This is a genomic window from Geotalea uraniireducens, assembly GCF_027943965.1.
Taxonomy (GTDB): Bacteria; Desulfobacterota; Desulfuromonadia; order Geobacterales; family Geobacteraceae; genus Geobacter; species Geobacter uraniireducens.
In genome coordinates this window covers 3,390,588-3,417,440 of record NZ_AP027151.1, presented here as the reverse complement: position 1 = coordinate 3,417,440, position 26,853 = coordinate 3,390,588, and the positions used below count along the sequence as shown (strand labels likewise).

At 63.3% G+C, this 26,853-nt stretch carries 19 protein-coding genes and 2 pseudogenes; 15 read left to right on the top strand and 6 right to left on the bottom strand.

Translation table 11 applies throughout. The features are described from left to right. Positions 1-3: 3 nt before the first annotated feature. From fdxB to QMN23_RS15985, 3 genes are all read left to right on the top strand, one after another. Positions 4-267: a ferredoxin III, nif-specific gene (gene fdxB, locus QMN23_RS15995; protein ID WP_282000330.1), complete on the top strand. Its 264-nt coding sequence runs from the start codon at positions 4-6 to the stop codon at positions 265-267. Between the two features lie 84 nt (positions 268-351). Next, positions 352-681, top strand: a complete 330-nt coding sequence (locus QMN23_RS15990) for a NifB/NifX family molybdenum-iron cluster-binding protein (protein WP_282000329.1) — start codon at positions 352-354, stop codon at positions 679-681. Positions 682-744: 63 nt separating this feature from the next. Next, a complete protein-coding gene (locus tag QMN23_RS15985; protein WP_282000328.1) occupies positions 745-1,539 on the top strand; it encodes an NAD(+)--dinitrogen-reductase ADP-D-ribosyltransferase in 795 nt (264 codons plus the stop codon). A gap of 14 nt (positions 1,540-1,553) precedes the next feature. Here the strand turns inward: QMN23_RS15985 and QMN23_RS15980 are convergent, their stop codons facing one another. The 3 genes from QMN23_RS15980 to QMN23_RS15970 form a co-directional block, all read right to left on the bottom strand. Continuing rightward, the gene (locus QMN23_RS15980) at positions 1,554-2,459 is read right to left on the bottom strand and encodes a diguanylate cyclase domain-containing protein (protein ID WP_282000327.1); all 906 of its coding nucleotides are present in this window, start codon (positions 2,457-2,459) and stop codon (positions 1,554-1,556) included. 14 nt (positions 2,460-2,473) lie between these two features. Further along, entirely contained in the window at positions 2,474-7,177 is a 4,704-nt protein-coding gene (locus QMN23_RS15975; protein WP_282000326.1) for a PAS domain S-box protein, read from the bottom strand. 285 nt (positions 7,178-7,462) lie between these two features. After that, a complete protein-coding gene (locus tag QMN23_RS15970) occupies positions 7,463-8,929 on the bottom strand; it encodes a cytochrome c family protein (protein ID WP_282000325.1) in 1,467 nt (488 codons plus the stop codon). A 267-nt stretch (positions 8,930-9,196) separates the two neighbouring features. On the opposite strand from QMN23_RS15970, the gene QMN23_RS15965 reads away from it, so the two are divergent. Both QMN23_RS15965 and QMN23_RS15960 read left to right on the top strand, forming a co-directional pair. Beyond that, positions 9,197-10,669 carry an NAD-binding protein gene (locus QMN23_RS15965; protein ID WP_282000324.1) on the top strand — a complete coding sequence of 491 codons (1,473 nt, stop codon included), beginning with the start codon at positions 9,197-9,199 and terminating at the stop codon, positions 10,667-10,669. A 40-nt stretch (positions 10,670-10,709) separates the two neighbouring features. Then, positions 10,710-11,888: a cation:proton antiporter gene (locus tag QMN23_RS15960; protein ID WP_282000323.1), complete on the top strand. Its 1,179-nt coding sequence runs from the start codon at positions 10,710-10,712 to the stop codon at positions 11,886-11,888. An 18-nt stretch (positions 11,889-11,906) separates the two neighbouring features. On the opposite strand, the gene draG is transcribed toward QMN23_RS15960, so the two are convergent. Beyond that, positions 11,907-12,818, bottom strand: coding sequence for an ADP-ribosyl-[dinitrogen reductase] hydrolase (gene draG / locus QMN23_RS15955; RefSeq protein WP_282003928.1), 912 nt, complete (start codon positions 12,816-12,818; stop codon positions 11,907-11,909). Between the two features lie 396 nt (positions 12,819-13,214). Here draG and QMN23_RS15950 point away from each other — a divergent pair, with 396 nt between their 5' ends. From QMN23_RS15950 to QMN23_RS15930, 5 genes are all read left to right on the top strand, one after another. Continuing rightward, positions 13,215-14,084: a radical SAM protein gene (locus QMN23_RS15950; RefSeq protein ID WP_282000322.1), complete on the top strand. Its 870-nt coding sequence runs from the start codon at positions 13,215-13,217 to the stop codon at positions 14,082-14,084. Position 14,085: 1 nt separating this feature from the next. Then, a complete protein-coding gene (locus QMN23_RS15945) occupies positions 14,086-14,898 on the top strand; it encodes a GNAT family N-acetyltransferase (RefSeq protein WP_282000321.1) in 813 nt (270 codons plus the stop codon). Between the two features lie 231 nt (positions 14,899-15,129). Continuing rightward, positions 15,130-15,942 (top strand): electron transfer flavoprotein subunit beta/FixA family protein, encoded by an 813-nt coding sequence (locus QMN23_RS15940; RefSeq protein WP_282000320.1) that lies wholly within the window; start codon positions 15,130-15,132, stop codon positions 15,940-15,942. 76 nt (positions 15,943-16,018) lie between these two features. Beyond that, entirely contained in the window at positions 16,019-17,347 is a 1,329-nt protein-coding gene (locus tag QMN23_RS15935) for an electron transfer flavoprotein subunit alpha (protein ID WP_282000319.1), read from the top strand. Between the two features lie 54 nt (positions 17,348-17,401). Further along, positions 17,402-19,381 (top strand): (Fe-S)-binding protein, encoded by a 1,980-nt coding sequence (locus tag QMN23_RS15930; protein WP_282000318.1) that lies wholly within the window; start codon positions 17,402-17,404, stop codon positions 19,379-19,381. A gap of 74 nt (positions 19,382-19,455) precedes the next feature. Here QMN23_RS15930 and mscL read toward each other — a convergent pair whose 3' ends face one another. Further along, positions 19,456-19,890 (bottom strand): large-conductance mechanosensitive channel protein MscL, encoded by a 435-nt coding sequence (gene mscL, locus QMN23_RS15925; protein ID WP_282000317.1) that lies wholly within the window; start codon positions 19,888-19,890, stop codon positions 19,456-19,458. 181 nt (positions 19,891-20,071) lie between these two features. On the opposite strand from mscL, the gene QMN23_RS15920 reads away from it, so the two are divergent. Next, complete coding sequence (locus tag QMN23_RS15920) at positions 20,072-20,260, top strand: hypothetical protein (RefSeq protein ID WP_282000316.1); 189 nt, start codon at positions 20,072-20,074, stop codon at positions 20,258-20,260. Positions 20,261-20,330: 70 nt separating this feature from the next. On the opposite strand, the gene fusA is transcribed toward QMN23_RS15920, so the two are convergent. Further along, a complete protein-coding gene (fusA, locus tag QMN23_RS15915; RefSeq protein WP_282000315.1) occupies positions 20,331-22,397 on the bottom strand; it encodes an elongation factor G in 2,067 nt (688 codons plus the stop codon). A 191-nt stretch (positions 22,398-22,588) separates the two neighbouring features. Here fusA and QMN23_RS15910 point away from each other — a divergent pair, with 191 nt between their 5' ends. The 4 genes and pseudogenes from QMN23_RS15910 to QMN23_RS19670 form a co-directional block, all read left to right on the top strand. Further along, a complete protein-coding gene (locus tag QMN23_RS15910) occupies positions 22,589-22,750 on the top strand; it encodes a hypothetical protein (RefSeq protein ID WP_282000314.1) in 162 nt (53 codons plus the stop codon). Positions 22,751-23,048: 298 nt separating this feature from the next. Continuing rightward, positions 23,049-24,668, top strand: coding sequence for a methyl-accepting chemotaxis protein (locus QMN23_RS15905; protein WP_282000313.1), 1,620 nt, complete (start codon positions 23,049-23,051; stop codon positions 24,666-24,668). A gap of 789 nt (positions 24,669-25,457) precedes the next feature. Continuing rightward, a pseudogene (locus QMN23_RS15900) lies at positions 25,458-26,445 on the top strand (IS30 family transposase). Positions 26,446-26,517: 72 nt separating this feature from the next. Beyond that, positions 26,518-26,820: pseudogene (locus QMN23_RS19670) on the top strand (toll/interleukin-1 receptor domain-containing protein); the annotation flags it as partial. Positions 26,821-26,853: the final 33 nt, after the last annotated feature.

The window sequence follows — 26,853 nt, the reverse complement described above, 5'->3', positions numbered from 1 at the left end:
AAGATGGCTTACATCACCGGACTAAGAAGAAACAAGACGGAGTATACCCCCCAGTTCATCGTTTCCATCGACGAGGAGACCTGCATCGGTTGCGGCCGTTGCTACAAGGTCTGCGTTCATGACGTGCTCGCCTATGAGGAACTGGACGAGGACGATTCGGCAAAGATGTTCATGAAGGTCGCCAATCCCGGCAATTGCATCGGCTGTCAGGCCTGCGGCCGGACCTGCTCGAAGAAATGCTTCAGCTTCGCCCCGGTGGAGCTGTAACAGCGTGGTAGTTGGCCGCACGGGGGCGGGGCATCTGCCCGCCCCCTCTCCGGGCACCAGGATGTGCCCTGTCAGGAGGTACCCATGCTCATCGCCGTAGCTTCCAAGGATGGAAAAGAGATCAATCAGCACTTCGGGCATGCGGAACGGTTTCTGATTTACGAACTCGATGCCGGCGAAGTGAAACTGGTGGATGAAAAGACGGTGGAGCGTTACTGCTCCTACGATCCGGATCATCCAACCCGCAGCCATGTGCTGCGGGCGATCATTGACGCCCTGGCCGGCTGCCGGGCGGTGGTCTGTGCCCAGATTGGCCAGACGCCGCAGCAGGAACTGGAACGGCACGGCCTCGATGCCTTTGTTGCCGGTGGCCCGATCAAGACGACGCTGGCGGAGCTGGCGAAAATCCTTTAGCCCCGCTGCCGACCACGGGCGCCCGCTGCCCGGAGGATCCCTTCACAACGAGGTGATGTGCCGATGCAGAGTTCCTTCAATCACTGCAATGTCCCCCCCTGGATCATCGCCTCGCGCCATTTCAACGACAATCCCCAACCGCTGGAACTACAGGGGGTGCGCAGCGCCAACCGCTTCCTCTTCGCCAAACTCGACACTATCGATTCGGCGGACGAGCGGGGGTGCGTCTTCAACGACTACATGTCCGTCAAGTTCCAGCTCCACCACTGGCAGGACCAGCATACCGACAAGGCGCGCAAGAGCCTGAAAAACAGCTATCTCCGTTTTCTCCGCGGCTGGATGATGGATGCCAACTCGGTAGAGGGGGCAGTACTCAAGGGGTGGGTCGAAAGCCGGATCGGCATCCATCCGACCTTCCACAAGGCGCCGATCGGCGATGTCCAGTCGGAAGCCTACTTTGGCTATGCGGTCGACCGGATGAAGGGGAGCGAGCGGACTAATGCCATCAACTCCCAGCTCGACCTGCTCTACGAATACTGCCAGTACGAGTTGGATCGCCGCTTCCCGGGCGAACGGTGGGTGACCCTCTATCGCGGCACCTGCGATGCCGACGATTATGCCGTCGTCGAGGTTGTCGGCAAGCGGGAGAAGATCATCCGCTTCAACAATCTGGTATCGTTCACTTCCGTCGAGGAACGGGCCTGGGAGTTCGGCTCCACTGTCTGGGAGATTCGGGCGCCGCTGGTCAAAATCTTCTTCTTCAACGACCTGCTCCCCAACAGTATCCTCAAGGGGGAGGGGGAGTACCTGGTGATCGGCGGCGAGTATCTCGTCCGCCGGGTGATGTGCACCATCTAGTTTCCTTCCGGGCCTCAGGCGAGGCTGCAGATCCGGTTCCGCCCCCCCTTCTTGGCCAGATAGAGATGGCGGTCCGCCTCGGCGATCAACTGGTCGGGCTGGCTGGCGGCGGCCGGGATCATCGTGGCGACGCCGATGCTGATCGTTACCTGGTCCGCCACGGCCGAACGGCGGTGGGGAGTGCAGAGGCCTAGGACTGCCGCCTGGAGCCGTTCGGCCACCTGCCTGGCGCCGAAGGCATCGGTTTCGGGGAGGATGCAGGCGAACTCCTCGCCGCCATAGCGGGCGACCAGGTCGCCCGGCCGGTTGAGGACCGTCCCGAAGGCGCCGGCAATACTCTTCAGGCAGTCATCGCCGGCCAGGTGGCCGTAGCAGTCGTTGAACTCCTTGAAACAGTCGATATCCATCATCACCAGCGAAATCGGCGTTCGGGTCCGGACCGCCCGACGCCATTCCTGGTCGAGGATCTTGTCGAACTGTCGCCGGTTGGCGATCCCGGTCAGGCCGTCGATGTGGGAGATACTCTCCAGGATGTCCCGGTGGCGTTTCAGCTCCAGATGGTTCCTGATCCGGGCCCGGACGATCGGCGGGCTGATCGGTTTGGTGAGATAGTCGATGGCGCCGATTTCCAGTCCCTTCGCCTCGTCGTCCTCCTGGCTCATGGCGGTGATGAAGATCACCGGAATGGCCCGGGTTCGCGGCTCTTCCTTCAACTGCCGGCAGAGTTCGTAACCGTCCATTTCCGGCATCATTACGTCGAGCAGGATCAAATCCGGTTGTTCCGCCTGCGCCAGTTCCAGTCCTTCCCTGCCATCGGTCGCACAGAGTATTTCATAGTCGTCGCCGAGAACTTCGTTGAGGATCTCGATATTCTGCGGCGTATCGTCGACAATCAGAATGGTCTGCTTTCCCCGTTCCATGGTGTTCTCTCCCGTTAATCCAGCGGTATGTCCAGCACCCGGGCGATGGTGCCGTACGACTGGAGCGCCCCCTTGAAGTCCAGTTTTCCCAGACACTCCTCGATGGCGTTGAGTTCCGCCCGGAATGTCCCGGCTGCGGGATGGGCAACGATCAGTTCGAGTTGTTTCCGCGCCTTCAGGTTGTTCTTGCTGAGCAGCTGCCGGAAAGTGACGCAGAGGGGGCGCAGCCCGGCGGGGTCGGCCTGCTCGCCGCCATCCGGCGCCGTATCTCCGCGGAGCTGTTCGTTACGCTGCTCTTTCTTGAGTCGGCCGATCGACACCAGCACCGGCAACAGTGCCTGCTCCAGTTCGCCGAGCAGCCGGGTAAACGCGGCTTCATCGCCGCCGGCAATGGCCCGCTCCAGTTTCTGGGTCGCTTCGTAGATGCCGGTGGCGCAGATGTTGCCCGCAACCCCTTTCACAGTGTGGGTTAGCCGGCTCGCCAGGGCGCTGTCCCGTTTGGCCAGTGCCCCCCTGATTTCGTGGACGACCCCCTGGTAAGTATCTCGGAAATCGAGCAGCAGCTTGCGGAGCAGCTTCTCGTTGCCGCCCAGTTTACCCAGCGCGGCCTCGATGCCGAGCCCCGGCAGATCGCGGGGAATTTTGCCGCCGGTCGCTCCCCCCTTGTCCGGGGGCAGGCGACGGACGTTCTTGCGCGACGCCTGCGGTGTCCACCGTTCCAAGGTCGAGAGAAGCTGTGTCGGATCGATCGGTTTCGACAGATGGTCATTCATCCCCGCCGCTAGGCAGCGTTCCCGCTCTTCGGCCATGGCGTGAGCGGTCAGGGCGATGATCGGCAGCTCCGTGGCGCTGTAGGTGTCGCGGATTTGCCGCGTTACCTCGTAACCGTCCATCAGCGGCATCTGCAGGTCCATCAGCACCGCATGGTGACGGGGCGATGCCTGTAACGCCATCTGGGCCGCCTCAACGCCGTTGGCGGCGATATCGACGATCGCCCCGGCCTGTTTGAGGATTTCCCGGGCGACCTCCTGGTTGATGGCATTGTCCTCGGCCAAGAGCACCCGGATGCCGGCCAGCCGCAGCCCGGCATGCCGGTTTGGCCGGCTGGCGGGGAATGCCTGCGCCGCGCCGATCATCTCCCGTTCGTAAAGGTTGGCAATGGTGTCGAGCAGCACCGATGCCTTGACCGGCTTGGTCAGCGCGGCATCGAGCCCCGCTTCCCGGGCATTGCGGAGCACTTCGTCGCGGCCGTAGGCGGTCACCATGATCACCGTCGGGATATTGGTGAGCCGCCGGTTCTCCTTGATCCGGCGGGCCGTTTCGATGCCGTCGAGACCGGGCATCTTCCAGTCGACCAGCACCAGGTCGTAAGGAGGGGCGTCGGCGGCAGCAGCCCGTTCCAGTTCCCCCAGCGCCGCCACGCCGCTGCCGACGGTGGTGACCCCGAAAGAGAACGATTCCAGGTTGGCCCGGAGAATGTCGCGGGAAGTGGCATTGTCGTCGACCACCAGCACCCGCAACCCCTTGAGCGGTGTCCGGGGTGCCCGGCCGGCCGGCTCACGGCGGCAGCCGAGGCGGACGGTGAAGGAGAAGGTGCTCCCCTGGCCGGGGGTGCTCTCCACCAGGATTTCTCCGCCCATCAATTCCACCAGTTGGCGGCTGATGCTCAAACCGAGGCCGGTCCCGCCATATTTGCGGGTCGACGAGCTGTCGGCCTGGCTGAAGGCCTGGAACAGCTTGCCGATCTGTTCCGGCGTCATGCCGATCCCGGTATCCTTGACGCTGAAGCGGACCGTTACCTCGTTCCGCCGCTGATCCTGCGCCACCAGTTCCGAGGAGATGACGACTTCGCCCCGTTCGGTAAACTTGACGGCGTTGTTTGCCAGGTTGATCAGCACCTGGCCCAGCCGCAGGGGGTCGCCGACCATGGTGAGCGGGAGGTCGGCGTCGGTGGCGAAAAGAAGTTCGATCCCCTTTTCGTATGCCTTGACGCCGATGATCGTCGCCAGGTTGTCGAGCACGTCCTCGATGTTGAAGCTGATCGCTTCCATCTCCATCTTGCCCGCCTCGATCTTGGAGATGTCGAGGATGTCGTTGATGATGCCGAGCAGCGAGCCGGCGGAAAGGTGAATCTTTTCCAGGTAGTCGCGCTGCCGGTCGGTCAGCTTGGTCTGCAGCGCCAGGTGGGTCATGCCGATAATGGCGTTCATCGGCGTGCGGATCTCGTGGCTGACGTTCGCCAGGAAGTCGCTCTTGGCCCGGCTGGCGGAGACGGCTTCTTCCTCGGCCACCTTGAGCTCTTCCAAGAGGTCCTTCAGCTTGATTACGTTCCACATCGTTTCGGCGAGCAGTGACAGCTGGGTCATGTCGAATTCGGTGTAGGGCTCAGCCTTGTTGCCGACCCCCATCACTGCGACGATCCGCTCCTGGTCGTCGAAGACCGGTACCGCCAGGTCGCGGCGTAGCGGAACGTGCCCTTCGGGCAGCCGGAGCGGTTTGGCAAAACTGTTGTGCATTACCGGCCGGCGTTTGCGGATGCAGTCGACCCAGATGCCGGCCTCTTCGATCAGGCAGTGGCCTTGCACGTCGCTGACCGTACAGGTCGCCGAGGTCTCCCGGGACCAGGCGTGCAGGGAAATTGTCTGTTGTCCCGGATCGATGAAATGGAGGAAGCCGATGGCGCTGCCGGTGAGTCGGATCCCCTCTTCCAAGGCGATGCCGGTCAATTCGTCACGGCTGAAACGTCCCATGTCCTGGTTCAGTTGCAGAGCGGCCAGGAGCGCGTCTTCGGTCCGCTTCCGTTCGGTGATGTCGCGTACCAGGCTGAGAATCAGCGACCGGCCGCCGATCTCGATGATGCTGGCATGGACTTCGACCGGGATGGCCGAGCGGTCCTTGCTGAGATGGATGCTCTCGAAGATTGCCCGTTTGCTATCAGGCAGCCGGGCGATCGTCTCCGCAACCCGGGAGGCGTATTCGGGGGTGTCGAGCCGGTCGAAGGGAAGGGCAAGCAGCTCTTCCCGGCGGTAGCCGCGCGATTTGCAGGCGACCTCGTTGGCGTAGAGAATCTTTCCCTGCTGGTCGACCAGGAAGAGCGAATCGTTGACCGCGTCGAGGAGCCGTGCCTTGAGCGAGATGTCTTCCTGTGCCCGGCGCAGTTCGGTGATGTCGCGGAAGATGCAGTGGAAATAGGTTTCGCCGCCGATTTCGATCGGTTGGGCGGTGGCCAGGACGTTGCGCAGCTCTCCTTCTTTGGTGCGATGCAGGGTTTCGTAGTCGTTGCGGCCGTGACGGGTGATGGCGTCGAGCCGTTCCCGGCCGTCGCCCGGGACGGCGGAGACATCGTAGTCGGCGATGGACAGCCGGGCAAACTCCGTCCGACAGTAACCGAGCTGCCGGTGGGCGGTTTCATTGAAAACCAGCGGCAGGGTCGTTTCCGGATCAATGATCAGCACGCCGTCCGGCGACTGCTCGAACAGCGTCCGGTACCGCTCCTCCGCCTCGCGGACCGCACTGGCCGCCTCGGTGCGCTCGGTGATGTCGAAGGCGCAGACGGCCACTGCCACCACCGTTCCCTGCTCGTCGCAGACCGGAAAACCGGAGATGTCGAAACCTCTTCCCCTGCGGACATCTTCGAAACGGAGCGGCTTGCCGGTGGCAACGATCTGGTCGATTTTCGCTTTGCGGCTTTCCGCCAGCGTTGCCGGGAACTGGTCGTAGATGATCTTGCCGCGCAGCGATTCCCGCGTCCCCCGCAATCGGCTCGCCGCCGCCTCGTTCAGTTCCAGGATCGTGCCGCCCGGGGTAATGAGGAATACCGATTCGGTGATGGCGTTCATCAGCGAGTTCATCATCTCGGCCCGTTGTCGCAGTCTTTCCTCTGCCTCCTTGCTGTGGGTGATATCGCGGTTGCTGCCGCAGCTGCCGAGGAAGGTGCCGCTGTCGTCGTGCACTGGCCGGCAGGAATGGTTGAGCCAGCGAAGTTCTCCGTCGGCCCTGACGATCCGGAATTCGACCCCCTCGGCGGGTAGGGCCTGGCCGGCGTGATGACGGTGTTCGGCAAATCGTTGGCGGTCGGCGGGGTGGATGATGGTTGCAAAAAGCTGGGGGTCTTCTTCAAAGGCGGCTGCCGGATAGCCGGTATGCTGCAGGCAGGACGGCGAATTGTAGATAACACGGCCATCCGGCGCGAGCCAGAATTCCCAGTCGGTGGTGTTGTCGGCGATGATCCGGTATTTCGTTTCCGCCAGCTGCAGCGCCGCTGCGCCCCGGCGCCGCTCGGTAAGGTCTTCCCCGGAAAGGCAGAGGGCTTCGATGGTCCCGGCTGGCCCGCGGAAGGGCTGCTGGCGCCAGGCAATGTGCCGTTCCGTCCCGTCGGCGACGATGACCGGATATTCGCGGTCCGGATAATGTCCGTGCCCGCTTGTCACAAGGGTCGTGAATGCTTCACGTTCCGTCTCGCGGCTGGCGGCGGGGATGAACGTTTCAAACCAGTTGCGGCCGATGACCTCCGTTGCCGGGCGGCCGAGGACCGTGCAGCCTGTGCGGTTGATCGTGACGACCCGCTGGTCGGCGCCAATGACCACCAGTATTACGTGAGCAACGTCGAACAGGGTCTCGTGGAGCTGTGCCGGGGCGATGGCGGCGGGCCGGTCGAGGGGATTTACCGCGGCTGCCGGCTGTTCGGGGCCGGGGCAGGAGGGGTGCGATGGAAACATGTCACGATCTCCGGTCGATATGGAGTGTCATAATCTCGACATGGTGTGGGCGGTGCGGCGGTGGATTGGAATTGGCAAATTAAAGTGAAATCCTTTATTTGTCGCCAGTTGTCGGCAAAGGGTCATGTCGTGAAATTGACAAATTGCCGCCGTTGCCCACATCACCGTGGATCATAGCAATATGTCGGCCGAAATTGGCAAATAATAAATAATTTTTCATCATGGTGGGGGGACGGGTGCCCCGCCGCTGCCAGCGGCCGGAGGCACCCGTTGTTGCGCGGGAGATCAGAGGGAGGTGGCAATCGTCGTCTCCTGGACCGCCATATCGACGACCGGCAGCGGCGGCACGGCTCGCAATCCGTAAAGCTGCTCCAGATCGATATCTTTCGGCACCGCCTTGAGCAGTTCTTCGGCAACGTGCTGCTCGGCCTGGCGGAAACGGAGCTTGGCGGTAACGACAATCTTCTTTGCTGCCGCCGGGGCGGCGACGCCGAAATAAACGTCCTTGTAACCGCGGGGCGGGATGGTGTCGTGCCGGGAGAAGGCGGTAATCACCCACGGGTCCACCGAAAAATGGAAATCGTTACCCATGCCGTCGGAGTTGAACAGCCGGCTGTTTTCCGGCAGCGAACCGTCGGGGTTGATGGTACCGCTGCTCATGATCACCGTGCCGGTTTCGTCTTTGGCGGTCAGTTCGAGCCACATCTGCCGCACGTTGGTCAGCGAGGTGGGGAGGTTGTGCCCGGCCCGGATGTTCTTTACCCGCACCTTGAGCTCGACCAGCCGGCCGCCCCGGTAGACCGGGCTCAGTTCCAGCGCCGCCGCCGCTTTGAGCCGTTCCACCTCCATCTCGTACTGTTTCATCAGGTTGGCAGCCAGTTCCTCCTCGCCGTTTTTCTTCGCCGCGCCGGCGGCCAGGTAGGAGAGCAGGTAGTTGGCCCCGTTGAAGACGTGCCGGTACTCCTGCCGCTCCGGTTTCCGGAAGGTGTCGGCAGAGCGTTTGAAGGTGGCGATGTCGACCATGTGGCAGTCCTGGCAGAGGATCGCCTGCTGGGCGTAGGGGCCGTGTTTCCATTCGAGGTAGGTCGCTTCGAGCGGGAAGTGGGCCTCGTAGTGGTAAACCTGGTGGCAGGAGGCGCAGAGGTCGGCCCGGAGGTGGAGCGACGATTCCCGGCATTCATGGAAGCCGCCGCCGCACTCCTCCGAGGGTTTGAACGGTCCGCGCTTGATCAGGGTCTGGCCGTTATTCGGGTCTTCGACGCCTGGGGAGAGGATGAAGGAGCCGTTTTCCGGTTCGTGGGACGGCGTCTGCCAGTGGGTGACGCCGCTGACCGAGTGGCAGACGTCGCAGGAGACGCCGTTCAGCGCGGTGGCGGGCAGGTTGGCGAGCCCCGGTCCCTTGACCGCCCCGGTGACCACGCCGATCGGCGAGTGGCACCCTTCGCACTGCCGGGCGATATCATGACCGACCGCCTTGACCCCTTTGTTCAGCTCGCCCTGGTAGACCGGGTCCTTGAAGGCGAGGCTGTGCACCGAGCCGTTCCATTCCTTGAACTGCTGGGGGTGGCAGGAGCCGCAGACCTCCGGGGCGTTGAAGGGGATGGTCGATTTGTCCCATTTGATGAGCGATGGGTAGTAGGGGTAGAAAGTGCGATCGACGTCGAAGACGGGCGATGCCGCCATTGCCGCGCCGGCGAGGACGAGAAGCAGGGCCGCCAGCAGGGCGGCGGAGAGGCGGAACGTTGGTTTCATGGTGACCTCCTTGGCAGAATCCAGGCTGTTGCGGATGCATTTGGGGGAAAGATTAATAGCTACTAAACTAGCAGGCGAGGGGCGGAAGTCAAGGGAAAGAATCGGGTAATTTCTCCGTCCGGGCGCGGCGCCGGCGGCGAAGCCGGCAACGGCGCAGGGCGTTTACCGGTCAAGCGGGTTTCCCCCTCGGCCCAAACCTGCTATGATTGCCAGGGAACGGATTCAAGGTGCCGCGGCCGAAGCCTGGTTGCGACGAATGGGGAAACGATGCAGCCGAGATTTGTCCTGGTCGGGGTGGGGAACGTCGGGTTGCCGCTGGTGTCGATGCTGTCGCGGGATGTCCTGTTGGTCTGCATCGACCAGAACGAGGAGAACCTGGCGCTGGTCCGGCAGCAGCGGGGGAGTAGTGCGGTGACGATCCGGGGCGACGCCACCAGCCGGCTCGTCCTGGAGGAAGCGGCCATCGGCGAAGCCGATACGGTGGTCATCTCGACCACCGTCGAGCGGGTCAATGTCGAGGTCGCCCGGCTGATTGCCGCCCACTTCCGGGTGCAGCGGGTCATCGCCCTCGGCATCACCCAGAAGGGGATCGCCGAGCTGGAAAAATACGGTGCCGAGGTGGAGAGCATCTTCGCCGTCAGCGCCACCGGGCTGCGCAACCGGCTCGAACTCAAGACCAAGACGGTTCACGGGATCGGCGTCGGCAAGAACGAGATTCTCGAAGTCGAGGTCCATCCCTATTCGCGGCTGACCAACAAGCCCCTGGCCTATCTCCGGCCGCGCCGCTGGCGGGTCGGGCTGATCTATCGCGAAGGAAACATCATCGTCCCCACCGGCGAGACGACCCTCAAGCCCCGGGACCGGGTGATCATCCTCGGCGACCCCCAGGCCCTGGTGACCATCGCCGAGATCCTCTCGTTCCGTTTCGAGGCGTTCCCGCTGGAGTACGGCGACACCTTCTTCGTCTTCCTCCAGGGGAGGGAAAACCAGGCCTATCTCGACGAGGCCGCCTATCTGCTGAAGGCCTTCCCCCTGGCCCGCACCATCATCGTCCATCAGCCGGCCGCCGCGGCCCTGGCCGAGCGGCTGCAGGGCGCGGTGAGCGGCGCCACGAAAGCGGAAACCTTCGAGAGCGTCCTGGTGCCGGCGGATGCCCTTGCCACCTCCCTCAAGCGCTTTTCCTACCGGCCGGGGCTGGTGATGCTCGCCCATCCCGGCACCATTGGCAGCTTCTTCTCCTTTGTCAGCGAACGGGCGGAAAAGAACCTGATGCTCGCCCTGACCCGGGAGGCCGGCTGTCCGGTTCTTCTGGCCCGGGGGACGTTCCCCTACAACCGGGCGGCAGTCCCGTGCATCAGCGATTCCAGTCTGCAGCATGCCCTGGAGACGGCCCTGGAGATATCCTCGACCCTCCCCTTCGAGGTGACGGCGCTCTTCCCGACGCTCCTCCCCTATATCGCCACCGAGGACGAGGTGGCGGAAATCGAGCGGATGAAAAAGACCGTCCCCGACCTGGGGTTGATCTACAAGCAGAATATCGCCACCCGGGTGGCGGCCGGCAATCCGATCCATGCCCTTGCGGCGGCGCTGCGGGAGTATGACCTCCTGGTGGCGAGCACCGGCGAATGGCGGCTGACCGACTTCTTGCGCCGGGTGTTCCGGCCGGACGTCAGCTGGCATCTGGTTCGTCGGTCGCCGGTCTCGACCCTGCTGATTCCCGGCGCCGAAACGACCATCTGACGCGGGACGGCCACTGCCGTGCCCGCCGGTTCAGGAACCCATGCTCGAAAGCCAGATTTCCTTCTTCGTTGTCATGCTGGGAGCGATGCTCATCCCGTTCCTCGGCCGACGCTTCCGCCTGCCGGGAGCGGCCCTGGAGATCGTCTACGGGATCGTCCTCTTCAACCTGTTCGTCAGGCAGCGGCCGGAGTGGTTCCTGCTGCTCAAGGAGATGGGCTTCATCTATCTGATGTTCATCGCCGGGATGGAGCTGGACCTGACGATGATCCGCAAAAGCGGCAAAAGCTTCTGGTACGTGCTGGTGGCACTCCTCTCCTTCACCCTGACCCCGCTGGCCTTCGTGGCGCTCGGCCAGTCGTTCTATCTCGGACTGACGGTGGCGATGATCTCGGCCGGGATCGTCATTCCGGTGCTCAAGGAATCGGGGCTGAACAAAACGCCGCTGGGGCAGCAGGTGATTGGCATCGCCCTGACCGGCGAGCTGCTGTCGATCCTCGTCCTTACCCTGGTGGACGCCTATCACAAGCATGGCCTGACCATCCTGGCGGTGTTGGAACTGGCCCGGCTGACGCTTTTGTTCGCCGGCGCCTTCCTGGTGCTGAAAGCGCTCTATATTCTCGTCTGGTGGCATCCGGAGCGGGTCAGCCGGCTGATGGAGAGCGATGACCCGATTGAAGAGGGGATCAGGACGGTGGTCACCGTCGCCTTTGCCGGTGGTCTGCTCGCCTCGCTGGCGGGGGCCGAGCCGATCCTCGGCTCGTTCATCGTCGGGATGATCTTCAGTTACGTCTTCAAAAGCAAAGGGCGGTTCGAAGAGAAGATCAACGCCATCGGCTTCGGCTTTCTGATCCCCTTCTTCTTCATCGGCGTCGGGGCGGAATTCCCGCTCGGGCTCCTGTTGTCCGCCGAGACGGTCCGGACGGCGGCCGTGCTTACCCTGGCGGTCTTCGCCTCCAACCTGTCGCCGCTGCTTTTGGCCCGGCCGCTCGGGGTGACGCTCCTGGAAGCGACCGGCATGGCGCTGCTACTCTCCGCGCCGCTGTCGATGATCGTGGTTTCCGGCACCATTGGCATGAAGATGGGGCTGGTTTCGCCGACGACCAGCGGCGCACTGATCCTGACCGCGCTGCTCGCCAGCATCCTCTACCCCTCGCTGTTCCGCGTCCTTGCCCGCCGTTTTGCCGGTGATGCCGCCAGTTCTTCCCCCCCGCCGGCCTGAGCCGCCCGGGTTGCGCGGTTACTCGGCCGTGCCGTTCAACAGCGGTGACAGTTCGAGCAGCCGTTCCGCCAGTTCCCCGCATTCGGCCATTGCCTGCCGGTCCATTTTTTTCCGCCACCGTTTCGGGATGGCGTCGCCGCCGTAATAGGCCCCGGCCAACATGCCGACGATGGCGCCGGTCGTGTCCGCGTCTCCTCCCTGGTTCACCGTGTCGATGACGCACTCCTCGAAAGTCCGGGTGCGGAAAAAATGGTAGAAAACGGTCTGGACGGTGTCGACGATGTAGCCGGTAGCCAGACCCCGGTAGGGGGTGAAGGAAAAGGTCGGATAGTCGGCGACCAGCTGGTCGGCTTCCCGGCGGAGGCGTGATTTCGAATAGCCGAGCAGGGCGAAGTGGACGAGGCGGCCAAGGGTGAGGCAGGCGGCATCGGAGAGCGGATGGTTGTGGGTCAGGTGGGCCTGGCTGGTGCCGTACTCGCCGAGCAGCCGGTCGCTACCGAGGGTGAAGAGGGCGACCGGCAAGAGGCGCATTGCCGCGCCGTTGCCGGCATCCCACTGGTTGAAGGGGGTTTCGAGGGTCCCCTTGAGCATGTAGTTCCTGATGCCGCGCCGGCAAGTGTCGCCGACATCCACCGGCTTGCTGCGGAGCCAGGCGGCGAATTCCTCGGCGATTCCCGGCAGCGACCAGCCGCCGGCCCGGACCAGCGCCCGGGCGGCACAGAGGGACATGGCGGTGTCGTCGGTCACCTGCCCCGGCTTGAGGCGCAGCCAGCCGCCGCCGACCAGTTCCTTCAGAACGCCGTGGGCCGCCTTGATCTCGCCGACGGTCATGAATTCGACCGGTGCACCGAGGGCATCGCCGACCGCCAGACCTTGAAAGGCCGCCCTGGCCCGGTCCCGGAGTTCCGCTATGTTGAAGGAAATGGTCACGGTGGCGGTGATGCAATAACCACTCCGCAGGGCAGGGGGGGACCAAGATTGGCGCAAGCGGCCGCCAGAGCCGATTTCCGGCTGTCGGCGGGTGCCGGGTTGGCGGAATCTGCTGCCTAGGAATTAGTCAGCGAGGCAATTTTTATGCAGCAGAAAAAGTTTACTCTCAATTAACAACCAATAAAATCAAATGGTTATACGTTGGTGTATACGGTTGGGATTCTGGCACGCTTAATGCCAGAGCAGATGACAAGGTTATACAACGGAGTATATCTGCACTACGGCAACGAGGCCCGGCGGGAAAGTGAACCGCCGGGCCCTTTTTTTGGCAAGGGCGCTGGAATCGAGTTGTAGCGCCCTTTTTCCGTTTACGGACCGAATACGGGGAGGTTGATTATGGCAACGTCATGCGACCGGATGGCAAAAATACAGGGGCATCCCTGTTTTGGCGGCAACCACCACAAGAACGGCCGGATGCATCTGGCCGTCGCTCCCAAATGCAATATCAAGTGCGGTTACTGCAGCCGCAAGCACGATTGCGCCAATGAGTCGCGGCCGGGGGTGACCAGTCGGGTGCTGACCCCGGCGGAGGCGATCGCCAAGGTTCGCGAGGTGATGGCCAGCGAGCTGCTCGGCCCGATCATCAAGGTCATCGGCATCGCCGGCCCCGGCGATCCGCTGGCCAACGAAGAGACTTTCGAAACTTTCCGCCTGGTGGGGGAAGAGTTTCCCCATCTGATCAAGTGCATGAGCACCAACGGCCTGCTGTTGCCCGAGTCGATCGACCGGCTGCACGACCTCGATCTGCACAGCCTGACGGTGACCATCAATGCCCTCGATCCGGCGGTCGCCGCCCGGATTTACGGCCACATCTTCTATCACGGCAAGCGCTATTCCGGCAGCGAGGCGGCGGAGATCCTGATCGCCAACCAGCTGGAAGGGGTCAAACGGGCCGCCGACCACGGGATGACCGTCAAGATCAATACCGTCTATATCCCGGGCATCAATGAAGAACAGATTCCGCTCATCGGTCGGCGGGTCAAGGAACTGGGCGCCTTCGTCATGAACGTCATGCCGATCATCCCCCAGGCGGAACTGGCCCATATCGTCCCGCCCACCCCGGAGCAGCTCGAACTGGCGCGGGCGGCCAACGAATCGGTCATCGGCCAGTTCAAGCACTGCCGCCAGTGCCGGGCCGATGCTGTCGGGCTGATCGGCCAGGACGTCACCGTCGGCCAGTCGGCCTGCGAAGTGCCGGTGAGGTGAGATGGAGATTGTCCGGCTGGCGCCGAAACATCTGCCGGCCTTCCTGACCCTGGCGGCCGGGGAGGGGTGGATCAGCGATCACTGGGAATTCGCCTTCCTGCTGGAGGCGTTCCCGGACGGCTGCTTTGCCGGCCTCCGCGCCGGTGAGCCGGTAGCCTTCATTACCTCGGTCAAGTATGGGACGAGCGGCTGGATCGGCAACCTGCTGGTCCGCCCGGACCAGCGGCGACAAGGATTCGGCCGGCTGCTGATGGAGCGGGCCCGGGCCGCCCTGGCGGCGGCGGGGGCGGAAACGGTCTGGCTGACCGCCTCGGCGGCGGGAAAGCCGCTCTACGAAACGCTCGGCTTCACCGAGATCGATCGGGTGGGGCGCTGGTGCGGCCGGGGGCGTGGCGCGAACTTTCATCTCGCCGACGAATCGCTGTCGCTGGCCGAGATGGCGGCCGTCGACCTGGCCGGCTGGGGCGACCGGCGGGAGCGGCTGTTGGCGACGTTGCGCCTGCGGGGGGCTCTCGCCCGGGGCGAACGGGGGTTCCTCCTTGCCCAGCAGTGGCCGCTCGGCATCCAGTTTGGCCCCTGGTGCGGCCACGACGAAACGGAAGCGGCCCTGCTGTTCGGCCGGGCACTGGTGGGGATCGATACGGATACGCCGGTCTTTCTCGACGTCCCTGAACGGAACGAGGTGGCGAGCCTGCTGGTCCGGGCCGCCGACTTCACCCTCCGGGGGTGGAATTCGCTGATGTACGCCGGCCAGCGGCCGGATTATCGCCCGGCACTCGTCTACGCCCTGGCCTCCACCGGCGGGATGGGGTGAGATGCGGCGCCGCCCGGCGGAAGCTGCCGTTTTACCGTCATTAAAAAAGTCTGCCTTATTTTTAGGCAGCCTTTCCTTGATTAGAAATATTTCTTTTTGTTAGGATTAAGCAGGGAGCAAGGTGCTGAAAGATTCAGCGCTCGCCCCTTGCCGGCGCATTCCTGGTAAGGGGCGTCGGCGCGCCGGACAGGCCTGGCCGCCGGTATTCTTTCCGAGGGGGAGGTTTTTTCGATGCTTGTTGTCGCCTGTATCAAGCAGGTTCCCGATACCACCCAGGTGCAGATCGACCCGGTGACCAACACCCTGGTCCGTGAAGGGATTCCCTTCATCATCAACCCGTACGACACCCATGCTCTGGAGGAGAGCCTCAACCTGAAGGACCGCTTCGGTTTTCGGGCGGTGGCGCTGTCCATGGGTCCCCCCAATGCCGAAGCCGCCCTCAAGAAGGCGCTGGCCCTCGGCGTCGACGAAGCCGTTCTCTGCTCCGACCGCTGCTTCGGCGGTGCCGATACCCTGTCGACGAGCAACGTGCTGGCGGCGGCGATCGGCAAGCTGGCGGCGACGGAGGAGCTGGGGATCGTGCTCTGCGGCAAGCAGACCATCGACGGCGATACCGCCCAGGTCGGCCCGGGAATTGCCGTGCGGCTCGGTTTCAGCCAGCTGACCCTGGTCGACCGGATCGAGGCGCTCGACCTGGCCAACAAGCGGATCCGGGTCCGGCGCAAGCTGGAAGGGCGCTACGAGATCGTCGAGGCGAGCCTGCCGGTAATGATCACCGTAGTCCGGGAATTGAACCGGCCCCGCTATCCCACGGTGCCGATGCGGCTCTCCTCCGTTGACGCCGCGGTGAAAGTCTGGAACAATGAGGTCCTGCAGCTGGACGTCACCAGCGTCGGCCTGAAGGGATCGCCGACCTGGGTCAGCCGGATCTTCTCGCCCGAGCGGGACAAGGGGGAGATCATCGGCGACGGGCTGAAGAATCCCGTCGGCACTGCCCATCTGCTGCTCGACCAGCTGCTGGCCAAGGATCTGCTGGCGGTTTAGAAGGCGAATCAAGGGGAGCCGGACGGCTTCCCGCACTCTCGCGGCGACCCCGGGGTCGCTGCCGCACGAGGCTGATATGACCGAAGCGAAAAAACTGAAAAAGCCGCGGGGCAAGGCACGCCTGATCGAAGGGAAATGTATCGCCTGCGGTGCCCGCTGCCAGAGCGCCTGTCCCGTCGACGCCGTCGAGATGAACGACGCCGGCGAGCCGCTCATCCTTTCCGAAAAGTGCATCGGCTGTCTCAAGTGCGTCAAGGTCTGTCCGGCCGCGGCGCTGGAGATGTTTTTCACCCCCGAGGAACAGCGGATCCTCGAAGAGCTGGCGAAGCAGCAGGGTGCCGGGGCGGCGCCGGCCGAAGAGGTGGACGAGGAAGAGGCGGCCCTTGCCGCGAAGCTCTCCGCCTACCGGGACGTCTGGGTCTTCATCGAGCAGACCGAGGGGGAAGCGGCCAAGGTGTCGTGGGAACTGCTCGGCGTCGGCGCCGAACTGGCGAAAAGCATCAACGTGGCACTCTGCGCGGTGGTAATCGGCGAAGGGGTCGGCCACCTCTGCCAGGAGGCCTTCAGCTACGGCGCCAGCAAGGTTTACCTCCTCGATCAGCCGGTGTTCCACTACTACCGGACCGAGCCCTATCTGAACGCCTTCTGCTACCTGATCGACAAATACAAGCCGGAGATCGTCCTGATGGGGGCGACCGGGATGGGGCGCGACCTGGCAGGGGCGGTCGCCACCCGGGTCAAGACCGGCCTTACCGCCGACTGCACCGGGCTCGACGTCGACGACAAGCGGAATCTGCGCCAGACCCGGCCGGCCTTCGGCGGTAACATCATGGCCACCATCATGTGCGACAAGTTCCGTCCCCAGATGGCCACCGTCCGCCCCCACGTGATGCCGATGCCCGAGCGGCGGCCCGCCGCCAGCGGCGAGATCGTCCACGAGTCCTGCGCCATCAACGAGGCCGACATCCTCACCAAGGTCCTGGAAATCATCAAGGATACCAAGGGACAGGGGGTCGACATCGCCGGGGCCGAGTTCATCGTTTCCGGCGGCCGCGGCATGATGGCCCCGGAAAACTTTTCCCTCCTCCAGGAGCTGGCTGACGAACTGGGCGGGGTGGTCGGCGCCTCCCGCAGCGCCGTCGATGCCGGCTGGATGCCCCACGAGCGCCAGGTCGGCCAGACCGGCAAGACCGTCCGGCCGAAGATCTACATTGCCTGCGGCATCTCCGGCGCCATCCAGCACCTGGTGGGGATGCAGGATTCGGACGTGATCATTGCCATCAACCGGGACCGGGAGGCCCCGATCTTTGCCGTTGCCACCTACGGGATCGTCGGCGACCTGTTCCAGATCGTGCCGGCGATCACCGACCGGCTCCGGGAACTGAAGCAGGGAAAGACTGTCTGACGGTGCGCGCCCCGCGCCTTCCCGATACTCCACGTCTCGTCATGAGGTACTGATATGCAACCCAATCCAGCCGTTTTCACCCCGCTTCTCATCGCCTCGCTGCTCTTCTTCACCTGGAGCATCTACCGGCGGCTCAGCCTGGTCAGCCTGGGGCGCCCGGCGCATACCTTCCGGAGCATCGGCGCCGGGCTGCGGGAAATGTTCCTCTACGCCTTCGTCCAGAAGCGGGTCCTCCGCAAGTCGTTTGGCTTCAACCATTTCGTCATCTTCTGGTCCTGCATCGTCCTGGCGTTCGTCAACGTTGAATTCCTGGTCAGCGGGGTCGTGCCGGCCGCCCGCCTGTCGCTGCTCCCCGATTTCCTCTACCTGCCGATCCGCCTGCTGTCGGACGTCATGGCCGCCCTGGCCCTGCTGGCCATCATCATTGCCTTCGTTCGCCGCACCGTCTTCCCCCCCTATCCGGAGTCGCGCACCCTGGAGTCCTACGCAATCATCGTCCTGATCGCCGTGCACATGATCGCCTATTTCGGGGTGAATGCCGCGGAAATCGCCAAGGGGGGCGAGCGGGCCGCCGCGGTGATGCCGGTGTCGTCGTTTTTCGGCCAGCTGCTGGCCGGCCTTTCGGACAAGCATATCGAGGCGACCTACAACTTCTACTGGTGGCTCCATGCCTTTGCCCTCTTAGCCTTCATCAACGTGCTGATCCCCTACAGCAAGCACCTGCACGTCTTTACCGCCATCGCCAACTGTTTCCTCCGCCGGGAAGAGAAGCCCAACGCCCAGCAGCCGGAGCTGTTCGAGGAGGGGCGGCTGTTCGGCGCCGGGCAGGTGAACCTGCTGAGCTGGAAGGACCTGTTCGACGGCTTCGCCTGCACCAAATGCGGCCGCTGCCAGAACGTCTGCCCGGCGGCAAACACCGGCAAGCCGCTCAACCCGCGCCAGGTGGTCGGCGACATCAAGGCCAACCTGCTCGCCAACGGCCCGCTGCTGAAGCGGGGGGGCGTGCCGACCGTGCCGCTGATCGGCGACGGCGGCAGCGGCAGTATCGCCGAGGACGTCATCTGGTCCTGCACCTCCTGCGGGGCCTGCATGGAGGTCTGCCCGGTCTTCATCGAGCACCTGCCGAAAATGATCGAGCTGCGCCGGCACCTGGTGGAGATGGAGGCGAAATTCCCGGAAGAGTTGCTCAACCTGTTCGAGAACATGGAGCAGCGTTCCAACCCGTGGGGGATCGCCCCCGCCGAGCGGACCAAGTGGTGTTCGCAGCTGGAGGTCAAACCGTTCGAAGCCGGGGTGACCGAATACCTCCTCTACGTCGGCTGCGCCGGCTCCTTCGACTCGCGGAGCAAGCAGGTCACCCTCGCCCTGGCGCAGATCCTCGATGCGGCAGGGGTTTCGTGGGGGATTCTCGGCAAGGACGAGAAGTGCTGCGGCGACAGCCTGCGCCGGCTCGGCAACGAATTCGTCTTCGACCGGATGGCTCGCGAGAATGTCGCGCTGTTCAAGGAGCGGGGGGTGACCAAGGTGATCACCCAGTGCCCGCACTGCTTCTCCACGCTCCGCAACGATTACCGCCAGTACGGGATCGAGCTGGAGGTGATCCACCATTCGGAGCTGATCGCCACGCTCCTCGCCGAAGGGCGGGTGCCGCTGACCCACGAGGTGACCGAGCTCGGCGCGATCGTCTTCCACGACTCCTGCTACCTCGGTCGGCACAACGACGTCTACGAGGCGCCGCGCCGCGTCCTCACCGCGACGACCGGCGTGGTCCCCGGCGAATTCGGCCGGAGCCGGGAGGAGTCCTTCTGCTGCGGCGCCGGCGGCGGCCGGATGTGGATGGAGGAGAAACTCGGCAGCCGGATCAACCTGAACCGGGTCACCGAGGCGCTCTACCGGAATCCCGACACCATCTGCGTCTCCTGCCCCTACTGCATGACGATGTTCGAAGATGGCCTGAAGGACAAACAGGCGAGCCAGACGCGGGTCCGGGACATCGCCGAGGTGGTGGCGGAGGGGATGCGCCCGGTGGCGTAAGTCCCGCTCCCATCGCCGTTAACGCACAAAGGCGCCCCGCAGGGGGCGCCTTTGTCGTTTCCGGCCGGGGGGGGTCAGGAGGGGAGTTCCGAGGTGCAGTTGGGGCAGCGGGTCGCCTTGAGCGGGATGGCCGAACAGCAGAAGGCGCACTCCTTGGTGTTCGGCGGCGCCGGCGCCGGCTCCCGCTTCAGGCGGTTGATCTGCTTGATGAGGAGAAAAATGGCGAACGCGACGATCAGGAAGTCGAGGATGGTGTTGAGGAACACCCCGTAGCCGATCACCGGCGCGCCGGCATCCTTGGCCGCTTTCAGGGTGGTGAACCCTTTCCCCGAGAGGTCGATGAACAGGTTGGAAAAGTCCATCTTGCCGAGGACGAGCCCCAGCGGCGGCATCAGGATGTCGCCGACAAACGAGCTGACGATCTTGCCGAAGGCGCCGCCGATGACGATCCCGACTGCCAGGTCGATAACGCTCCCCTTCATGGCGAACTCTTTGAACTCTTTGAGCATTGGCTCCTCCTTCGCTGAATTCCGGCGGTCGCCGGCCAAGCCGTAGTTTCAGGTATACCATCTCCCGGCGTAAAGGAAAGCCGGCCGGCCGATTTTACGCCGGTTGCCAAGCCGGTCGGGGCGGTTATACTTTCCCCTGTTGGTAGCGAAACCGCGCTGCGGGAGTGCCAGGGAGGGGACGATGACGCATATCGAAACATCACGGGTCAACGAAGTGCTGGCCAGGCAGATCGGGGTCATCCAGGAGTTTGCCGCCAAGCTTGACGTCAAGGAAGACCTGCAGGCGCTGGAGGAGAAGCTGGCGGTTATCGATGGGGCTCTCGCGGCGCTCAAGGAGGCTTTGGCGGCCATTCCGCATCCCCGCGGCTAAGCGAGAAACGGCAGCGAACGGATAAGGGCCGGCACGGCAGGGTGTCGGCCTTTGTCGTTACAGGGGGGGGTCACTCAAGGCCGAAGCGACGCTGCACCTCGGGCGGCGCCGGCTCGAAACGGGCGAATTCCATGGTGTAGGTGCCCCGCCCCTTGGTGGCGCTCCGCAGCTCGGTCATGTAGCCGAAGATCTCGGCCAGCGGCACTTGGGCCCGGACGGTGTCCAGCTCTCCCTGGGTGGTGATCCCCTCGATCCGGCCGCGTTTCTGCTGTACCGAGCCGAGTACCTTGCCGGCGTATGCGGACGGGGCGACGATTTCCATCGCCATCACCGGCTCCAGCAGCAGCGGCAGCCCTTCGCGGGCGGCCTGCAGCACGCCGCGGCCGGCGGCGGCCCTGATCCCCGCCTCGGTGGTGATTCCCGCTTCGACGGGGATGGCGGTGACCCGTACCTCCAGGTCGGTCAGGGGGTAGCCGGTGCGGCAACCGGCGGAGCAGGCCTGGCCGATGGTGGCGCTGACGGCGGCGGCGAGTTCCGGGGCGATGCCGAGCTCCGCTGCGGGCGGGACGAGGATGACGAGGCCGGCGCCGCGGGGGAGCGGCGTCAGGCGGAAGTGGACCTCGCCCCCCTGGATCTTCCCCTCGAATTCGCTGCGGTACAGCTCCTGCCGCTCCACCGCCCGGGTGATCGTCTCCCGGTAGACCACCTGGGGCCGGCCAGTCTTGACCTTGACGGCGAACTCCCGTTCCAGCCGGTCCGTCACCACCTCCAGGTGCAGTTCCCCCATCCCGGTCAGGATCGTCTGGCCGGTCTCCTCGTCTTCGTGGACCTTGAAGGTCGGGTCTTCCCACTGCAGCTTCTCCAGCGCCGGCAGCAGCCGTTCCCGGTCGTCCACCCCCCGCGGCTCCACCGCCAGGGAGACGACCGGTTCCGGCACGGCGAGCCCGGCAAGGACCACCGGATGCCCCGGGGCGCAAAGGGTGTCGCCGGTGAGGACTTCCTTGAGCCCCGCCACCGCCACGATGTCGCCGGCCGCCGCCTCCTCGATCTGCTCGCGCTTGTGGGCGTGCATCCGGAAGAGCCGGGCCGCCTTCTCGAACCCCTTGCGCAGCGGGTTCTGCAGCGCCGCGCCGGCATGGAGGGTGCCGGCATAGATCCGGAGATAGGTCAGCTTCCGCCCTTCGTCGGCCTGGACCTTGAAGGCGAGGCCGCAGAACGGCGCCGCCGGGTCGCAGGGGATGATTTCCTCGGCGTCGCTCCCCGGGCGCCTGCCGGTAACCGGCGGAAGCTCTCGTGGAGAGGGGAGGTAGGCGCCGACGGCGTCGAGGAGCGGCTGGATCCCCTTGTTGCGCAGCGCCGCGCCGAGCAGCACCGGGAAGAGGCGGCAGGCGATGGTCCCGCGGCGGAGGGCGCTCTGGAGCCGCGCCGCCTCCACCGGCGTCCCGTCGAGGAAATCGGCGAGGATGGTGTCGTCGCAGTCAGCGGCGGCCTCCACCAGCCGCTCCCGGGCGGCGTGGGCCGCGTCGCGCAGGGGCTCGGGGAGCGGCCCGCGGCTGACGGTCCGTCCCTGGTCGGTTTCGGCGAAGGCGAGCGCCTCCATGGTCAGCAGATCGACCACGCCGCTGAACTCCCCTTCGCTGCCGATCGGCAGCTGGAGCAGCACCGGCCGGGCCTGGAGCTTCCGTTCCAGCTGTTCGAGGGTAGCGTCGAGGTTGGCGCCGATCCGGTCCAGCTTGTTGATGAAGCAGATCCGCGGCACGCGGTAGCGGTCGGCCTGGCGCCAGACCGATTCGCTCTGTGGCTGGACCCCTTCCACGGCGCTGAAGATGGCGATGGCGCCGTCGAGCACCCGCAGGCTCCGCTCGACCTCGATGGTGAAGTCGATATGCCCCGGGGTATCGATCAGGTTGATCCAGTAGTCGCCCCAGCGGCAGGGGGTGGCCGACGAGGTGATGGTGATCCCCCGTTCCTGCTCCTGGGGCATCCAGTCCATGAATGCCTCGCCGTCGTGGACCTCGCCCATCCGGTGGGTTTCGCCGCTGTAAAAGAGGATGCGCTCGGAGACGGTCGTCTTGCCGGCATCGATGTGGGAAATGATGCCGATATTGCGGATGGAATCGAGGGGCGGGCGGTTCATGGGACCTCTGCACAGCGGTTTTCGCCCATTATAGCCGATTGCCGGTGCCTGGCAAGGAGGATTGCCGCCGGCCGGCGGGCCGCTGCTCCGCAGGAGGGTTCGCTGTTGCTGTAATGTTGCTAAAGTGTGGTGATTGTGGTTAAATATAACTAAGCAGAGGTAATGGTTTGCGCCGAGAGGAGGTCCCGATCATGAGAGGCGAAAAGGTCTGCAACGTGCAGGATGCGAGAACGCTCCACTGTCTGACGGCGGAAGCGACCGTTTCGTGTGCCCGGTGCGGCGCCAAGGCGCATAGCCCGCAGAACGTCTGCGAACCGGTCCAACTTGCCGAGAGCAAGTCGTCTGGCGAATAGTCTCCGGGAAGGGGACGGCACGAAGGAGGTCCGGGAAACCGGGCCTTTTTTTATGCCGTTTGCCGGTCAAGAACCTGCCTTTCCTGCCGGCCGGTTGCGCCGTGCGCCAGCCACCGGCCGCGCCCGGCAGGCCGCTTTGGCCGCTGGAGAGAGTTGCGCACCGGCACTGCCAATAATGTGTATAAAATATGTAACAATTGCCACCCAGAATTTATGCAATGTTTACTAAAGTTACTATATGTATTAACCGATATGCTCTTATAATGGTTTTATTAAATTGTTCTAGGGTGGAGGGGGTATGTTCAAGGGGCTGAAAATTGGCAGCAAATTGGGGATTGGCTTCGGGACGGTCCTGACGTTGTTTGCGGTGGCACTGATCGTCACGGCATTACTGGTCGAACGGGTGAAAATCGGTTCGGCACAGGTGGCCAATGAAACGCTCCCCCATCTGATGCATGCTTACGAGCTGGACATTGCCACCGTGCAGATCGCGGAAATCGTCAACGATGCAATCGTCACGCGCAATGCCGCCCGGGTGCAGGATGCGGAAAAACCGCTCGCGGTCGCCAAAGAAGGCATTGCCCGTTTCCGGGAGATGTTTGCCCGGGAACACGACGAGCGCGCCAGCCGGGAGGTCGACGAACTGGCGACCGATCTCGACCGTTTCCATGCACTGGGCAAGGGGATGGTCGACGCCTACCTCGGCGGCGGCGCGGCGGCGGGCGACCGGGCGATGGCCGAGTTCGACCAGGCCCGTGAGCGGCTGACCGCCGCCATCGAGAAGCTGCAGCAAAGCCAGGCTGCCGAAGCGACCGCCACTGCCGGGGGGATTGTCGCCGCAGCGGGGAAGACCTTGCTGGTCCTGGTCGCGGCCTGTGCGGTGGCCCTCTTGTGCAGCGTGCTGATCGCCGTCTCGATCACCCGGGCGATCACCCGGCCGCTGCAGTATGCGGTGAATGTCAACGACCGGCTGGCCGCCGGCGACCTGACGGTGAAGATCGAGGCCACCGGCCGGGACGAAACCGGACAACTGCTCCGCTCGATGCAGAACATGGTCGATAATCTCCGCGACATGCTCTCCCAGATGATCGCCATTGCCACCGGCATCGCCTCGGCCTCCAGCCAGCTCCAGGCCACCTCCGCCCAGATTGCCACCGGGGCCGAAGAGGTTGCCGCCCAGACGGTCACCGTGGCGACCGCCAGTGAAGAGATGGCCGCCACCAGTTCCGACATCGCCGCCAACTGCACCCTGGCGGCCGACGCCTCGCGGCAGACCATCGACTCGGCGGCGGCCGGGGCGACGGTGGTCAACGAAACCATCGGCGGGATGAACGTCATCGCTGCCCAGGTGCGGCAGAGTGCCGGCACCGTCGAAACCCTCGGCTCCCGCTCCGAACATATCGGCGAGATCATCGGCACCATCGAGGATATTGCCGATCAGACCAATCTGCTGGCGCTCAATGCCGCCATCGAGGCGGCGCGGGCCGGCGAGCAGGGGCGCGGTTTCGCCGTCGTTGCCGACGAGGTCCGGGCGCTGGCCGAACGGACCGGGAAGGCGACCCGGGAGATCGCCGCGATGATCAAGGCGATTCAGCAGGAGACCCGCGAGGCGGTGCGGACGATGGAGGTCGGGGTGCAGGAGGTGGAGCGGGGCGCCGCCTCGTCGCAGAAGTCGGGGCTGGCGCTGGAAGAGATCGTCCGGCGGATCAACGAGATGTCGCTGCAGATCAGCCAGATCGCCACCGCCGCCGAAGAACAGACCGCCACCACCAGCGAGGTGACCAACAACATCCAGCAGATCACCGAGGTGGTCCATCTGACGGCCCGCGGCGCCGACGAAACCGCCGGGGCCGCCTCCCAGCTGGCGCTGCAGGCGCAGCAGTTGCAGACCCTGGCGCTGCGGTTCACCATGGCCTGATCGGCCGCCCGGCACTGTGACACAACGAAACAGGCCGCATCTTCGAGGAGGATGCGGCCTGTTTCGTTTGGTGCCATGCCGCCCTCGCCGGCGGATATCCGGGTGGGAATAAAATTTTTTCGGTGAGGTTACTATATGTAGGAACTTTTCGGAATTCCGGGGAGTTGCGGGGTGAATTGGGCTTTGTGAGCGTGGGCTTATGTGGTAGGGTGTTATCGTTATGCGCGAGGCGAGGTGCGGGTGAAAACCATTGAGTCGATGGTCGAAAAGCGGCCGTCCCGACGGTCGTGCCGCTTCGGGGATTGACTAACCCCAGCCGGCACGCGATTCGGTCAAGCTGTTGCCATGGAGGGCGGGCAAGCTATTGCCAAGGACGGCAATCTCAAAAAGTGCTGGGAAAAGTTGGGAATGTTTGGATTTGTCAATTGTGTAGGTCTGACCCCTGGGGGGCTCCCAACAGCATGAAATTCCATGTGCAAATAACAGTTGCAATAACAAAATTGTCATTTGGGACCATGAGCTAGAAGCCGGTAGAAGCTGGACATGTCCAGCTTGTGGTGGGCGAAACACATTTTGTCTAGGAATTCGCCATGAAGCTGAGAAGCAGGATTGAGCGGGGCAAAGTGATTAATGCGAAAAAGTGATATTTCAAGACTTGACCCCCGGCGTGTGTGCTATTGAAGGTAGATTCTATTCGCAAGTGCACCACAAGAGCTAAGCAGAGGACATGGCAGGCAAATCTGGTAGTGTGTGAAGCGCGACCAACACATACCCCAGGAGGAGCCCACCATGTCCTACACGCATCTTACCGCAAGAGACCGATATGTCATCAGTCATTTTGCAGAGTCAGTTTAGCTATCGTGAGATCGCCCGTCGGCTCGGGCGCCATCACACGACGATCAGTCGCGAGATCAAGCGCAACAAGCCACCACACTCCACGTACTGGTACTACTTCATCGAACGTGACGTGGAACGCAAGCGGCACTTGGCGCGGTGCTTTCGCCGCCAGAGGCATCTGCCGCTTGTCGAGTATGTCGAGGACAAGCTCAGGCTTGAGTGGCCGCCGGAGGCGATATCTGCAAGGCTGAAACTCGAGTACCCGCATGACGAGCGGATGCGGGTCTGCCACGAGACCGTCTACCGCTGGATCTACCTTGACGCCATGGAAGGAGGCAACCTTCACCAGCACTTGCGCAGGCACCACAAGAAACGGCGCCGGCAAACACGCTACGGCTCGGGAAGGCGCTTCATCCCTGGGCGCGTGTCGATTTCACAGCGTCCACCAATCGTAGAAACCCGCGAGCGCTTCGGCGACTGGGAGGGTGACACACTCGAAGGCAAGAAAGGTTGTGGCCACCTCGCGACGCATGTCGAACGTAAGAGCAGGTTTCTTGTGGCCGCCAAGCTCGCCGATAAGAGGGCGGCAACCATGACGCAGGCCACAACGACCTCGTTTTGGCGGCTTCCGAAAGTTCTTCGGCAGACGCTGACCGTTGATAACGGAAAGGAATTTTCTCAATTCAAAGAACTGGAAGCGAAGACAGGCCTGACGGTCTACTTCGCCGATCCCTATGCAGCGTGGCAGCGAGGAACGAACGAGAATACGAACGGAATCCTGCGCCACTATTATCCGAAAGGTTTCGACTTCACCACGATCACCGACGAAGAGCTTGAACTGGTGGTGAGGACGATAAATAATCGACCACGAAAGTGCCTCGACTACCGGACACCTGCGGAGGTCATGCGGCAAGCTCTATGTGGTGCACTTGCAATTTGAATCTGCTGTGGGCATGAACTGGTTACACAAGTGCCGCCAACACCGTCAAATTTAACTAACAAGAGAGGAATTATGACAAGAGATGCGGTATTTATAAGCTATAGCCATGCAGACAGTGAATACCTCTCACGTCTTAAAGTTCATTTACGGCCTTATGAGCGTAAGTCTTTGATCGACTTATGGTCAGATACAAAAATTAGAACTGGCCAGCAATGGAAGAAAGAAATTGAGGCAGCTTTAGGTCGGGCTGCAGTTGCAATTTTACTAGTATCTGCTGATTTTCTAGCATCTGATTTTGTAGTTGACAATGAACTCCCTCCATTACTAGATGCAGCTAAAAATAACGGAGTCAAGATACTACCGGTTGTTCTAAAACCGTGTGCTTTTTCAGATGTGGAAAATATTTCA

What these genes read in the sequence shown, in the direction of transcription:
- fdxB (WP_282000330.1), top strand. Translation starts at nt 4, where the DNA reads ATGGCTTACATCACCGGACTAAGAAGAAACAAGACGGAGTATACCCCC.
- QMN23_RS15990 (WP_282000329.1), top strand. Translation starts at nt 352, where the DNA reads ATGCTCATCGCCGTAGCTTCCAAGGATGGAAAAGAGATCAATCAGCAC.
- QMN23_RS15985 (WP_282000328.1), top strand. Translation starts at nt 745, where the DNA reads ATGCAGAGTTCCTTCAATCACTGCAATGTCCCCCCCTGGATCATCGCC.
- QMN23_RS15980 (WP_282000327.1), bottom strand. Translation starts at nt 2,459, where the DNA reads ATGGAACGGGGAAAGCAGACCATTCTGATTGTCGACGATACGCCGCAG.
- QMN23_RS15975 (WP_282000326.1), bottom strand. Translation starts at nt 7,177, where the DNA reads ATGTTTCCATCGCACCCCTCCTGCCCCGGCCCCGAACAGCCGGCAGCC.
- QMN23_RS15970 (WP_282000325.1), bottom strand. Translation starts at nt 8,929, where the DNA reads ATGAAACCAACGTTCCGCCTCTCCGCCGCCCTGCTGGCGGCCCTGCTT.
- QMN23_RS15965 (WP_282000324.1), top strand. Translation starts at nt 9,197, where the DNA reads ATGCAGCCGAGATTTGTCCTGGTCGGGGTGGGGAACGTCGGGTTGCCG.
- QMN23_RS15960 (WP_282000323.1), top strand. Translation starts at nt 10,710, where the DNA reads ATGCTCGAAAGCCAGATTTCCTTCTTCGTTGTCATGCTGGGAGCGATG.
- QMN23_RS15950 (WP_282000322.1), top strand. Translation starts at nt 13,215, where the DNA reads ATGGCAACGTCATGCGACCGGATGGCAAAAATACAGGGGCATCCCTGT.
- QMN23_RS15945 (WP_282000321.1), top strand. Translation starts at nt 14,086, where the DNA reads ATGGAGATTGTCCGGCTGGCGCCGAAACATCTGCCGGCCTTCCTGACC.
- QMN23_RS15940 (WP_282000320.1), top strand. Translation starts at nt 15,130, where the DNA reads ATGCTTGTTGTCGCCTGTATCAAGCAGGTTCCCGATACCACCCAGGTG.
- QMN23_RS15935 (WP_282000319.1), top strand. Translation starts at nt 16,019, where the DNA reads ATGACCGAAGCGAAAAAACTGAAAAAGCCGCGGGGCAAGGCACGCCTG.
- QMN23_RS15930 (WP_282000318.1), top strand. Translation starts at nt 17,402, where the DNA reads ATGCAACCCAATCCAGCCGTTTTCACCCCGCTTCTCATCGCCTCGCTG.
- mscL (WP_282000317.1), bottom strand. Translation starts at nt 19,890, where the DNA reads ATGCTCAAAGAGTTCAAAGAGTTCGCCATGAAGGGGAGCGTTATCGAC.
- QMN23_RS15920 (WP_282000316.1), top strand. Translation starts at nt 20,072, where the DNA reads ATGACGCATATCGAAACATCACGGGTCAACGAAGTGCTGGCCAGGCAG.
- fusA (WP_282000315.1), bottom strand. Translation starts at nt 22,397, where the DNA reads ATGAACCGCCCGCCCCTCGATTCCATCCGCAATATCGGCATCATTTCC.
- QMN23_RS15910 (WP_282000314.1), top strand. Translation starts at nt 22,589, where the DNA reads ATGAGAGGCGAAAAGGTCTGCAACGTGCAGGATGCGAGAACGCTCCAC.
- QMN23_RS15905 (WP_282000313.1), top strand. Translation starts at nt 23,049, where the DNA reads ATGTTCAAGGGGCTGAAAATTGGCAGCAAATTGGGGATTGGCTTCGGG.